11 protein-coding genes are annotated in these 12,692 nt (G+C 65.6%); 7 read left to right on the top strand and 4 right to left on the bottom strand.

Annotation, left to right across the window (positions count from 1 at the left end; translation table 11 throughout):
- Window positions 1-15: 15 nt before the first annotated feature.
- From EV580_RS26185 to EV580_RS26175, 3 genes are all read right to left on the bottom strand, one after another.
- The gene (locus tag EV580_RS26185) at window positions 16-246 is read right to left on the bottom strand and encodes an MbtH family protein (protein ID WP_133694919.1); all 231 of its coding nucleotides are present in this window, start codon (window positions 244-246) and stop codon (window positions 16-18) included.
- A gap of 279 nt (window positions 247-525) precedes the next feature.
- Window positions 526-1,803, bottom strand: a complete 1,278-nt coding sequence (locus tag EV580_RS26180; protein WP_133694917.1) for a glycosyltransferase — start codon at window positions 1,801-1,803, stop codon at window positions 526-528.
- 14 nt (window positions 1,804-1,817) lie between these two features.
- Complete coding sequence (locus tag EV580_RS26175; protein WP_133695076.1) at window positions 1,818-2,543, bottom strand: class I SAM-dependent methyltransferase; 726 nt, start codon at window positions 2,541-2,543, stop codon at window positions 1,818-1,820.
- Window positions 2,544-2,645: 102 nt separating this feature from the next.
- On the opposite strand from EV580_RS26175, the gene EV580_RS26170 reads away from it, so the two are divergent.
- From EV580_RS26170 to EV580_RS26140, 7 genes are all read left to right on the top strand, one after another.
- Window positions 2,646-3,146 (top strand): DUF2505 domain-containing protein, encoded by a 501-nt coding sequence (locus EV580_RS26170; protein ID WP_133694915.1) that lies wholly within the window; start codon window positions 2,646-2,648, stop codon window positions 3,144-3,146.
- A gap of 75 nt (window positions 3,147-3,221) precedes the next feature.
- Window positions 3,222-5,417, top strand: a complete 2,196-nt coding sequence (locus EV580_RS26165; protein WP_221218885.1) for an acyltransferase family protein — start codon at window positions 3,222-3,224, stop codon at window positions 5,415-5,417.
- Window positions 5,418-5,516: 99 nt separating this feature from the next.
- On the top strand, window positions 5,517-7,709 hold the full coding sequence (locus EV580_RS26160; protein ID WP_133695072.1) for an acyltransferase family protein: 2,193 nt from the start codon (window positions 5,517-5,519) through the stop codon (window positions 7,707-7,709).
- 44 nt (window positions 7,710-7,753) lie between these two features.
- Window positions 7,754-8,797, top strand: coding sequence for an NAD-dependent epimerase/dehydratase family protein (locus EV580_RS26155; protein WP_133695070.1), 1,044 nt, complete (start codon window positions 7,754-7,756; stop codon window positions 8,795-8,797).
- Between the two features lie 127 nt (window positions 8,798-8,924).
- Window positions 8,925-9,854, top strand: coding sequence for an ATP-binding cassette domain-containing protein (locus EV580_RS26150; RefSeq protein ID WP_133694914.1), 930 nt, complete (start codon window positions 8,925-8,927; stop codon window positions 9,852-9,854).
- Window positions 9,851-10,606, top strand: a complete 756-nt coding sequence (locus EV580_RS26145; protein WP_166654891.1) for an ABC transporter permease — start codon at window positions 9,851-9,853, stop codon at window positions 10,604-10,606. The genes EV580_RS26150 and EV580_RS26145 overlap by 4 nt, the downstream gene beginning before the upstream one ends.
- A complete protein-coding gene (locus EV580_RS26140) occupies window positions 10,603-11,406 on the top strand; it encodes an ABC transporter permease (protein WP_133694912.1) in 804 nt (267 codons plus the stop codon). The genes EV580_RS26145 and EV580_RS26140 overlap by 4 nt, the downstream gene beginning before the upstream one ends.
- A gap of 2 nt (window positions 11,407-11,408) precedes the next feature.
- Here the strand turns inward: EV580_RS26140 and EV580_RS26135 are convergent, their stop codons facing one another.
- Window positions 11,409-12,686: a glycosyltransferase gene (locus EV580_RS26135; RefSeq protein ID WP_133694911.1), complete on the bottom strand. Its 1,278-nt coding sequence runs from the start codon at window positions 12,684-12,686 to the stop codon at window positions 11,409-11,411.
- Window positions 12,687-12,692: the final 6 nt, after the last annotated feature.

Genomic DNA, 12,692 nt, shown 5'->3' with positions numbered 1-12,692 from the left:
ACCCAAACCGTTGAACTAGTCAGACGCTCGGCTACCTGCCAACCGGTCGCGCAGACTTTTCGGTCGGATGTCGGGCCAGTTCGCCTCGATGTAGTCGAGACATTCCGCGCGGTCGGCTTCACCGTGGACGACCCGCCAGCCGGCAGGCACATCGGCGAACGTCGGCCACAGGCTGTGTTGCTCCTCGTCGTTGACCAAGACAACGAAGCGACCCTCGTCGTCATCAAACGGATTGGTGCTGCTCACCGGGTCTCCCGACACTCTCGTCAATTTGGGTAGAACAAGTTCCAAACCATACTTCGTGGTGTGACCCATGTCATGGAGTTCGGTGTGACTCACATCACCGATAGCTACCTTTTGTGCACCCACACCATCGAGTGACAGTGGTGGCCACCGCTTTCTCTCAGATGGCGCGCTTCGGTTCGCCTTAGAGGCATTTCGGCTATGGGCCGGGACAGAGCCGATGTGAACGCCGATTCCGCCTACGGTCGTTAGTTCCGCCTGCCAGCAAGCACCCGGTGTGCCTCAGTCGCGACGACCGAGTTGCCCTTGCCGGGCGAAATCCTCCAGCCGGTCGGCCGTATCCGCGGCGCTCTTGGCAGGTTCGGTGATCCGGGTCGCCAGCTCGCGGGCCCTGGCCACGTAATCGGGGGCGAGGACGGCACGCAGGTCGGCAACCAGCGTCTGCTCGGTGACCGTGGAAAACCGCCGGGCGGTGCCCACCTTCAGTCGCTTGACCGCCGTGCCGTAGATCGCGTGAACCATGTCCCAGAAGAGGATCACCTGCGGGATTCCGGCGCGCATGACGATGGGTGTGGTGCTCGAACCGCCGTGGTGGACGACCGCGCGGCAGGCCGGGAAGACGGTCGCGTAGTTCATCACGCCGACGACTTTGACCCGCTCGGAGTGCGGGGCGCTGCTGAAGTCCGTTCCGGCGGCGCCGACCAACGCCCGCTCCCCCAGCCGCGCGCACGCCGCATCGATCATCGCGATCGTGTCGGCCGGAGACTCCACCGGAATGGAGCCGAAGCCGAAGAAGATCGGCGGTGTCCCCGCCGCGATCCACGACATCACATCGTCATCGTCGGCCGTCGCCAGCTCCAGCGTCAGCGTCCCGACGAACGGGCGCTGTCCGTCGAAGGACGCCCACTCGCCCCCGAGGCCGGGAAAGCACGCCTCGTCATAGGCCTGGACTTCCAGCGATCCCCGCGCGGTGATCCGCGACGGCGCGGACCGGGTCGCCTTGGGCAGGCCGAGCTCGCGGCGCTGGGCGTCCTCGGACTTCTTGGTGCCGCGCCACGACATCCACCAGAACGCACTGACGACCGAACGGGCCAGTGCGGCAGGCAGAAAGGGCAGGACCCTCGCGTTCGGTCGCAGCGGAAAGTAATGCAAAGTGGCGAACGGGATGTCGTAATATTCGGCGACATTCGATGCGGCATCTTCGAAATTGATGCCGCTGAATATCAAGTCGGCGCCGTCGGCCAGTGACATCAGCGTCGCGCTCATGTCTCGCCACCCCTGGAACAGAGGCCCGGTGATTTCCCCGCGCGCCTTGGCCATCTTCCGCAGTTTCCACGGCGGGCTGAAAAAACACGTCCAATAGTCGCGATGCGCATCGAGGATCGACCGCGAGTTGGGCCCGAAGCCCCTCGAGTCGGGCACCGCCGCCTTGCTGAATTCGACAAGGTCCGGCGGAACGGCCATCGACACCTCATGCCCGCGGCGCACCAACTCGCGACCGACGGCCGCAGTGGGCTCGATGTCGCCGCGGCTACCCCAGGTTGCCAGCACGAACTTCATTGCGGAGCAGCGACCTACCGCGCGCCGCTCATGGCGAGGAATTCGCCGAGGTAACGGGGCGGCTTGAGGTTGAGCAGCCGGGTGCGGTCGGCCTTGAGGTCGGCGTAGGTGAGCGCCTCGACCTGCTCCGGGGAGTACGGCAGCGTCGATTCCGGCGATCCCTTGCGGACGAATCCGACGCCCTGGTCACACTTGAGCACGCCGACCAGCAGGTCGGGGCGGGTGCTGCGGAGTTCGACGATCGCTTTCCAGACGTCCCCGTTCCAGATGCCGATCTTCAACGGACCCGACTGCTGCGCCATGAACTCGTCCCACGACTCGGCGCGGCGGCCGGCCAATTCGAACGGCGGGTTGCAGTCGTGCAGGAAGATCACGCCGTCGTCTTTGAGATGGCGCACGGTGTTCTCGACATCACGCACCACCTGCTCGTAGGTGTGCAGCCCGTCGATCAGCGCGACGTCGACAGGGTGCTGCTCGAGCAGCGCCTTCTCGTTCTCGAAAAAGGCGTCGCTGGTGGTCTCGAAGTATTCGACGACACGCCCCTTGGCGTTCGCGGCCTCGCGGGTGCGCTCGGTGAGCCGGAACGCCGGGTCGACGGCGAACTTCACGTCGGCGCTGATCCGCTGGAACGCTTGTCCGCGGGATACGCCGATCTCCAGATAGACGGGATTGGACCGCATGGCGAGCGCCTGCTGGACGGCCCTGATCCGGTTCACACCTGGCATCGCGTCCGCCAACATGACCAGACCCTGGTTGATATTCACGCGAGGTTCCTACCACAAAGCGGTTGTGCAGCATGAGGGTTTCGGCCCACTGCCCCGTGGGCGTAAGAATGGTCGGCTATGTCGCGTTCATTCGAGATCGTCAGCGAATCAGCAGCCAGCGTCGAGGCGATTCACGCGGCGTTCGCGCGTGAGGACTACTGGCTGGATCGGCTGGCCGGTGATGCGGCATCCACGCTGGACTCCTTCACCGTCGATACCGAAGGCGCGGTGGAGGTGCACATCACCCAACACCTCGGTCGCCAGATCCTGCCGCCGCTGGTGTCGAACTTCGTGCCCGGCGACCTGAAGCTTCTCTACCGCGAGAAGTGGCACCTGGCCGGCGAGGGGCGGGTGCGGGGCGAGAGTCACGTGACCGCGTCCGGCGGACTGGGATCAAGCCGTGCGGACAACGTCCTGACGCCGTCGGGCGGCACGTCACAACTGCGTTCGGCCGGGAAAGTCATCGTCAAGATCCCTTTGGTGGGCGGCAAACTCGAGAAGTCGATCGGCGAGAGCCTGACCAAGAGCATCCCCGCGACGCTGCGCTACACGACCACGTGGATTGCCGAACACTCCTAAAGCGCCTCTTATTGACGCACGCGAATGCAAGAATGCCACGACCGATCGACGCGTCCGCTCATTAAGTAGGTGATCTTGCGCCAGGCTGACAGCGTTAGCCCTACCGAGAAGCAGCAGCCTGCACGCTCCGAACAGAAGACATTCCGCGCGGACATCGAGGGCTTGCGCGCGGTTGCCGTGGTGGCCGTCGTTCTGTTCCACGCCGCTGTTCCCGGTATCGACGGCGGCTTCGTGGGCGTCGACGTCTTCTTCGTCATCTCCGGGTTCCTGATCACCGGACTGCTCTGGCGCGAAGTGAGCAGCACCGGCAGCGTGCGGCTGCACAACTTCTACGGGGCGCGTGCCCGCCGCCTGCTGCCCGCATCGGCCACCGTGGGCGTCGTCACGATGGTCGCCTCGGCAATTCTGTTGCCGCCTCTACAGGCTCGACCGGCCATCAGCGACGGTATCGCCAGCGCGCTCTACGTCAGCAATTACCAGTTCGTCCTGCGCGGCGTCGACTACTTCGCCAACCATGTGACGGCGTCGCCGTTCCTGCACTACTGGTCGCTGGGCGTCGAGGAACAGTTTTATCTGGTCTGGGCGCCGATGCTGCTCGGCACCGTCTGGCTGATCCGGTTGACGCGCCGAGCCCGACGCCGCCCCGCGGCCGACGCCATCACGTCCAAGCGCCCGTTCGTCGTGCTGCTCACGCTGGTGACGGTCGTGTCGTTCGCGATGTCGTTTCTGGCGAGCTACATCGTGCCCGCTGCGGCGTTCTATTCACTGCCCACACGAGCCTGGCAGCTGGCGATCGGCGGATTGGTCGCGCTGACCGCCGTTGGCTGGCAACGGATCTCGCCACGGGCCGCCGCCGTGCTCGGCTGGGCCGGGCTGGGCATGATCGTGCTGGCCTGTGTCTGGCTGACCCCGACCACGGTCTACCCGGGTGCGGCGGCGCTGCTGCCCACCCTCGGCGCCGCAATGGTCATCGCCGCGGGCTGCGCCACACCCGACCAGGGCGGCGGGCGTCTGCTCGGCTGGGCACCGATGCGCGCGATCGGCCGGATCTCCTACTCCTGGTACCTGTGGCACTGGCCGGTACTGGTTCTCGCACCGTTCCTGCTCGGCCACTCGCTCGGGCTCGCCGAGCGGATCATCGCGGCTCTGGCGTCCGCGGGGCTGGCCTGGCTGACCTTGCGCTATCTGGAAAACCCGCTGCGCTTCGCCCCGAAGATCCGCGCCTCCGGATGGCGCAGTCTCGGGCTCGGTGCGATCGCGACGATCGTCGCGGTGTGCGTCGGTATGACGTTGCTGCGGGTGATGCCCAGTCCGGTCGGGCACGGCGCGCCGGTGGCTCCGCTGAACTTCACCGCGGCCCCGGTCGCTGCCGGCGCTCCCGCCGACGCCTACGACGCGGCCGTGCGCCAGACCTTCGCGCAGGTGCAGGCCGCCGTCGCGGCAGCGGCTGATGTCACGTCCGTCCCGGCCAATCTGACGCCGCCGTTGATGGAAGCCTTCGCCGAGAAGAAGGCGCTGTCGTTCAACGGCTGTCTGCGCGAACCGTTCGAACGCGGGCAACCCGAATGCGCGATGGGCAATGTCTCCTCGCGCACCACGGTGACCTTGGTCGGCGACTCGCACGCCGCGATGTGGACCCCGGCGTTACAACAGGTCGCCGGCCAACGGCAGTGGCGGCTGGAGATGCTGGCCAAGGGCGCGTGCCCGCTGTTGGACTTGCCGATCACCAATCCCCTGAGCCGGTTGGCCGAGCTTTTCGAGCACTGCGCGGAGTGGCGCAATGAGATCGTCGCGCGCTTGGAGGCCGAGCGTCCTCAGCTGATCGTGTTGAGTCTGTGGCGCGGTTATGGGACCGGGGAGTCGCTCTCGGGATACCGGGCGTACGACGCCGCGTGGATCGACAGTTTCACCAGGCTCGTGCAGCGACTGCGCGCCACCGGTGCACAGGTCCTGGTACTCGGCCCGATCCCCGATCCGCACTTTCAGGTGCCGATTTGTCTGTCCGGTTACCTCGATGACGTACCGGCGTGCACTCCGTCGCGATCGGCCGCGGTCAACGAGTCCGGTATCGCGGCAGAAGCCGCCGCGACCAAAGCCGGAGGCGGGCAGTACGCCAGCACCACCGACCTGTTCTGCACTGCAGACCGCTGCCCGGTGATCGTCGGCAACACGCTGGTCTATGTCGACGAGAACCACATGACGCTGGAATACGCGCGGTTGCTGGCACCGGCCGTCGGCGCACTGGCCGATCGTGCGCTCGCCCACAACTAGGTCACAGAACGCCGTTCTCGAAACCACCCCTCGTGGCCGCGCCCGGGTGTAAGAATGCCTCGACTCAATTGACGTGTTCGCTGATTTAGCAGGTAGGTGATCTTGGCCCAGGCCGACAGTCTCAGGGCTAGCGAAGAACAGCAAAGTCGGCGCCCCGAACAGAAGTACTTCCGCCCGGACATCGAGGGCCTGCGCGCTGTCGCCGTGACGGCCGTGGTCCTGTTCCACGCTGCGGTACCCGGCATCAGCGGCGGCTATGTGGGTGTCGACGTGTTCTTCGTGATCTCCGGGTTCCTGATCACCGGACTGCTCTGGCGCGAAGTCAGCGGCACCGGCTCCGTGCGGCTGCGCAAGTTCTACGGGGCGCGCGCCCGCCGGCTGCTGCCCGCATCGGCACTCGTCGGCGTCATCACCATGATCGCGGCGGTAATTCTGTTGCCGCCCTTGCGAGTTCCGACGGTCCTCTACGACGGCATCGCCAGCGCGTTGTACGTGGGCAACTACTGGTTCGTCATCGACAACATCAACTACTTCTCCGATCTGCTGACGCCGTCACCGTTCCTGCACTACTGGTCGTTGGGCGTCGAGGAGCAGTTCTATCTGGTCTGGGCCCCGTTGATGCTCGGCACCGCGTGGCTCGTCCGGCGATTCCGGCGGGACAGGACGCGCGCCATCGCGTCGTCGCGTCGTCCTTATCTGGTGGTGCTGGGACTGGTCACCGCCGTGTCGTTCGCGATGTCTCTGGTGATCACCTACGTCGTGCCCGCGATGGCGTTCTTCTCGCTCACCACCCGCGCCTGGCAGCTGGCCATCGGCGGACTGGTCGCACTGACCGCGATTCACTGGCAACGTCTCTCGCCACGGGCGGCGGCGATCGCGGGCTGGGCCGGACTGGCCATGATCGTGTTCGCCTGCCTGTGGTTCACCGCGGCCACACCGTTCCCCGGTACCGCCGCGCTGGTTCCCACCCTCGGCGCAGTGTTGGTGATCGGCGCCGGCTGCGCCACCCCGTCGCAGGGCTGCGGGCAGTTCCTCGATACAGCGCCGATGCGGGCGGTCGGCCGCATCTCGTACTCGTGGTACCTCTGGCACTGGCCGGTACTGGTCCTCGCGCCCGCGCTGCTGGGTCACCCACTGGGGCTGGCCGAACGGATCATCGCGGCGCTGTTGGCGGCCGGGCTGGCGTGGTTGACCATGCGCTACGTGGAGAACCCGCTGCGCTTCGCCCCGAAGATCCGGGACTACCCGTGGCGCAGCCTCGGCGTCGGCGCGGTGGCCACCGCGATCGCGGTCTTCGTCGGTCTCGGGCTGCTGAAGGTCGTGCCGACGCCGGTGGGGCAAGGTCCACCAGCACCTGCGATCACACTCAACGGTGCGTCGGTCCCGACCGGCTCCACCACCGCCGCCTACGACGCCGCTGTCGCCCAGACCGTCACCCAGATGCAAGCGGCACTGGCCAGCTCCTTCACCAGGAGCGCAGTCCCGTCGAACTTGAATCCGCCGCTGACCAATCTGGCTGCCGAACAAGCGGATTACACGTACAAGGGGTGTCTCCGCACGCCGTATGAGAGCGGACAACCCGACTGCGTGATGGGTGATACCAACTCCCCGAATACTGTTGCCCTCATTGGCGACTCACACGCCGCGATGTGGACGCCCGCCTTCCAGCAGATCGCCACTCAGCGACACTGGCGGCTGCAGATGATGGCCAAAGAGGCCTGCGCGCTGATGGACGCACGCGCCGGCAACGCTTTCGGCAACTTGGTCGAAGACCTTCAGCACTGCCAGCAGTGGCGGACCGAGATCATGGGACGCTTGGCCACCGAGCGCCCCAAGCTCGTCGTGGTCAGCGTGTGGCGCGGCTACGGAATCGACGAAACGATGTCGGGCTTCCGCGCCTATGACGCCGCCTGGACCGACGGAATGACCGACCTCGTGCGCCAACTGCGCGATATGGGCACGCAGGTGCTGGTGCTCGGGCCGATCCCGAGTCCGCATGCCAATGTGCCGATCTGCGTGTCCGGCCACCTCGACGACGTGACTGCGTGCGCACTGTCCCGATCGTCGGCGGTGAACCAGACAGGCATCACCGCCGAAGCGGCCGCCACCGCCGCCGGCGGCGGCCAGTATGCGGACCTCTCCGATTTGTTCTGCACCGCCGAACGGTGTCCCGTCATTGTCGGCAACACGTTGGTCTACCTCGACGTGAGCCATTTGACCCTTCAATACTCACGCGTGCTGACGCCGGCCATCGCCGCGCTGGCCGACCGCGCGTTCGCCCACGGTTCGTAAACAGGAGGCTCACCTTGTCCGCAGCGCCCAACAGCCACAAGACGGTGCTCATCACCGGCGGGGCCGGATTCATCGGATCCGCGCTCGCGCGACGTCTCGTCGAGGCCGGCTACGACGTCGCCGTGATGGATATCCTGCACCCGCAGGTGCACGCCGAAGGAGCCGTGATCGACCTGCCGCCGTCGGTGCGGTTGTTCACCGGCGATGTCACGCACGCACCCGACTGCGACGCCGTGCTGCGACTGGTCAAGCCCGCTCAGATCGTGCATTTGGCGGCCGAAACCGGTACAGCGCAGTCGCTTTCAGAGGCAACCCGGCACGGGTCGGTCAACGTGGTCGGCACCACGCAGCTGCTCGACGCCTTGGGCCGGTGTGGGCACGTGCCCGACCAGCTGGTGCTGGCCTCGTCGCGGGCCGTCTACGGCGAGGGCGCCTGGCAGGCCGGCAGCGACATCTTCTACCCGCAGCCGCGCAGCCACGCTCAGCTCGTGGCGGGCATCTGGGATCCTCAGGGCCCCACCGGCGAGCCCGCCGTTCCGCTCGCGAGCAGTGCGATCCAGACCGAGCCTCGGCCCACCAACATCTACGCCGCGACCAAACTCGCCCAGGAGCACATCCTGGCGGCCTGGACCTCCGCGCATGACACCAAGCTCAGCGTGCTGCGTCTGCAGAACGTCTACGGCCCCGGCCAGTCGCTGACCAATTCCTACACGGGAATCGTGGCGCTGTTCGCCCGGCTGTCGCTTCAGAAGCAGGCCCTCGAGGTCTACGAAGACGGCCGCATCGTGCGCGATTTCGTCTTCATCGACGACGTCGTCGAAGGGCTGTTCGCGGCGATCGAGACTCCTGCGGCGCCGTCTCGCTATGTCGATATCGGGTCAGGCGTTCCGACCACCATCCACGAGCTCGCCCAGCAACTCGCGGCGATCTGCGGCGCCCCCGAACCGGTGGTCGTCGGGAAGTTCCGCGACGGTGACGTCCGCGCCGCTCGATGTGACATCGAGCCGGCAACAGCCGAGCTCGGGTGGCGCCCGAAGTGGTCCCTCGAGGAGGGCACGCGCGCCCTGCTCGAGTGGATCGGCAAATAACCGATCGTCCGGTGAATCCACTGCTCCCAGCACTGAAGAGATAGGTCGTTGTCTTGAGTTTCTCGGTTGCGACGAAGACGTCGCGAGTTCGCCCGAAGCCACTCCGCTCACGCTATGGTCAATATCTGTGATCGAGCTTGACGGTGTCGCGAAGACGTTCGACGGGAACATACTGGCCCTGCAGGACGTGAGTTTTTCCGTTGCCACGGGTTCGGTGTGCGCGCTTCTCGGTCACAATGGCGCGGGAAAAACAACGACCATCAACATTCTGTCGACGTTGATGAAGCCGTCATATGGCAAAGCAATTGTGGCCGGGTACGACGTCGCCAAAGAGCCGGCTCGGGTACGCGAGTCCATCTCCATGACCGGGCAGATCGCCGCGATCGACTGGCAGCTCACCGGGCGGGAGAACCTGGTGATGTTCAGCCGATTGCACGGGATGCGGCGCAAGGAGGCCAACGCCCGTGCCGAGGAGTTGATCGAGCAGTTCGACCTCACCGATGCGGCCGACCGCAACGTGGTCACCTATTCGGGTGGCATGCGCCGCCGAGTCGATATCGCCGCCGCGCTTGTGGTGCCGCCGAAAGTGTTGTTTCTGGATGAGCCGACGACGGGCTTGGACCCGCGCAGTCGCCGCAGTGTCTGGGATCTGGTGTCGTCGTTGGTAGCTGACGGGGTGACCGTTTTGCTCACCACCCAGTATCTCGAGGAAGCCGACGTCCTGAGCGACTCGATCGTCGTGCTCAACCACGGGCGCGTTGTCGCCACCGGGACGGCAGATGACCTCAAACGCCGGGTCGGATACAGCTATTGCACTGTGAGCCCGGTCAATCCGGCCGACCTGCCGAAGATCCTCGCGGCCGTCGCCGATCTTCAGGACGCTCAGGCCGACGAAGACGCCAACAGTGTGTCGGTGCTGGCGCCCAATGGGGTTGCGACGCTCAGCGAGGTGTTCCGCCGCGTCGACCAGCTTGACGTTGAGCTGGAAGATATTTCGCTGCGCAAGCCCTCGCTCGACGAGGTATTCCTGCACCTCACGGGCAGCGTCACCGCGTGAGTTCGGTTGCGGTTCTGACCGAACGCATGGTGCGCAACACATTGCGCAGCGATCTGCCGTTCGCCGTCTTGGCGCCGGCAGGCAATTTCATCATCTTCAACCTCGCGCTGCGCAATGTGATCGACACCGGCGGGATCGGGTACCCGCAGTACCTCCTGCCGGTGATCATCGTCCAAGTGACGTTGCTCGGCGCGTTGACCACCGTCGACCGGGCCACCCGCGATCATCAGTCCGAACTCGGGCTTCGGTTCCGCACCATGCCCATCGCCACCGTGGCGCCGTTGACGGCGCGCATGTTGTACTGCCTCATTCGCGGGATGATCGCGCTGGTTGCGACAATCGTCGCCGGATACCTCTTTGGCTTTCGAATGCTCGGCGGACCATGGCATTTGGTGGCTTTCATCTCCTTCGTCCTGGCATTGACCCTCGCGCTGTCGCTTGCCGCGGACGCAACCGGCGTGGGTATCTCCGCCTCCCCGATCGGCAGGAACGGCGGGTCGAGTCAGGTCCTGCTGGTCCCCCAGATGATGCTTGTCATGCTCTCCACCGGAATGGCGCCCGTGGATTCGTTCCCCGAGTGGTTGCACGGATTCGTTCGGTACCAACCTGTTTCACAGGTCACCGAAACCCTGCGGGGGTTGGCCGCGGGCAACGTCGCAGTCAGCAGTCTGGCGAGCAGCTTCGCATGGTGCCTTGGACTGCTCGCGCTGTTCGGGGTCATCGCAGTGCGAATGCAGAGGCGGACCCAATGACCACCACTACCGCAGCGCGACGCGGCTCACTGCTGTATGAAAGCCTGGTCATCGCGCAGCAACACTTCACCCACTGGCGCCGCGACCCGCTGGTGCCGGTCCAATCTTTGGCCTTCCCAACGTTTCTGCTGATCACGTATTACCTTCTGGTCGGCAAATCGGTGTTGCGGATCACGGGCGCCGACAGCCTCTACGGTCTGGTGCCGACCTGTGCGATAGCCGGCGCGTTCTCCGGATCCCTTGCCGTCGGCCTCACGCTTTCCTTCGAACGCGACACCGGACTGCTCAGCCGATTGTGGGCATTGCCCGTACACCGCGCCAGCGTGCTCACCGGCCGACTGATCGCCGAGGCCGCGCGCACACTTCTGAGTACCGCACTGATCACCGCGGTCGGCATCGGCCTCGGCCTCCGCTTTCGCGGTGGCCCACTGGAGTTGCTGCTGTACCTGCTCGTACCCGTGATGGTGGTGATCGTCTTCGCGATGGCGGTGATCGCCGTCGCGGTACGGGCCAAGGACGGCACGGTGCTCATCTGGCTCGGGCTGCCCGCCATCACCGCCGTCTTCGCCAGTTCCGGTTCCCCGCCCATCGAATCACTGCCCTCGTGGATGTGGCCGCTGCTCCGGTTCCAGCCGATGGAGCCGATCGTGGGGTCGATGCGGGCCCTTGCTCAAGGCCAACTTCCGTGGTGGCCACTGCTGTGGGGCGTGCTCTGGACAATCGCCGGCGCCGCATTGGTTGCGCCACTGGCCATTCGCGGGTACCGCGCGGCCGCCGAATCCGGAGGTGTTCGCGGCTGACGTCAGCCGCGACGCGACAGCGCGAACTGCTCCAACGCGTCGGCCGCAGCGCCGACACTGTCGGCGGGCTTGGTCATTCGGGCTGCGAGTTGTTCCGCGCGAGTGCGGTATTCCGGCGCGAGGATCGTCCTCAGGTCGGACACCAGCGTTTTCTCGGTGGTGCCGACAAAACGGCGGCCCTTGCCAACCTTCAGCTTCTTGAGTCGAGAACCCCAACATCCCTGATCGGGCAGCATCCACAGGATCAACGTCGGCCGACCGGCTCGCAGTCCGGCGTGGGTGGTGCCCGAACCACCGTGGTGCACCACGGCGCGGCAGGCCGGGAACACTTCGGCGTAGTTCATCGGGCCGACGATCTTGACATGGTCATACTGCGGAACAGTGCTGTAGTCAGCCCAGCCCGCACCGATCAGCGCCCTCTCGCCGAGCTGCGCACAGGCCCGGGCGATCATCCCGATCGTGTCGGCCGCGGTGTCGACCGGCATGCTGCCGAAGCTGAAAAAGATGGGCGGGGTTCCCGCGGCGATCCACGACGCGATCTCGGCGTCCTCATCGGCAGGCAATTCCATCGTGAGCCCCCCGACGAACGGCCGCTTGGGGATCTCCTGATCGTTGAACGGCGCCCATTCTTCGGGCAGGCCCGGATAGCACGCCGCATCGTATGCCTGGATCTCCAACGCGCCACTGTCCGCCATCCGCCTCGTCCAGTGGTCCGTCGCCTTCGGCAAGCCGAGCGCCAGTCGCTCGGCGTCGTCCTCGACCTTGTGCCCGCGACGCGTCAACGACTCACCCACAACCATCGCCGAGCGGCACAGCGGGGCAGGCAGAAACGGCATCTGAAAGCTGTTGACCCGCAACGGGAAAATCTGCAACGTGGCTAAAGGCGTGCCGCAATACTCGGCCACATTGGAGGCGACACCCTCATAGTTCAAACCCGTGAGCAGCAGGTCGGCCCCGTCCGCCAGGTCAAGTAGGCTCTTTCTGGCCTGCTCTCGAAACTCATCGAGGAGCCCTGCGAATGCGCCCAGCAGTCCGTTCAATTCCTTGAGCTTCCACGGCTTGCTGAACAACAGATTCCAGAATTCGTGATGGGGGTCGTCCACGGCGCGCAGTGTCGGCCCGAAGGCCACTGCCTTGGGACCGGCAGACTCCGCGAAATCGACCATCTCCGGCGCGACCACCAGGTGAACGTCGTGCCCACGGCGCACCAGCTCGCGGCCGATTGCGGCAAAAGGTTCCACTTCGCCCCTGGTTCCCCAGTTCGCCAGTACGAATTTCATTGCGCC

Source organism: Mycobacterium sp. BK086 (assembly GCA_004362315.1).
Taxonomy (GTDB): Bacteria; Actinomycetota; Actinomycetes; order Mycobacteriales; family Mycobacteriaceae; genus Mycobacterium.
This window is presented reverse-complemented; position numbering and strand designations above follow the sequence as displayed.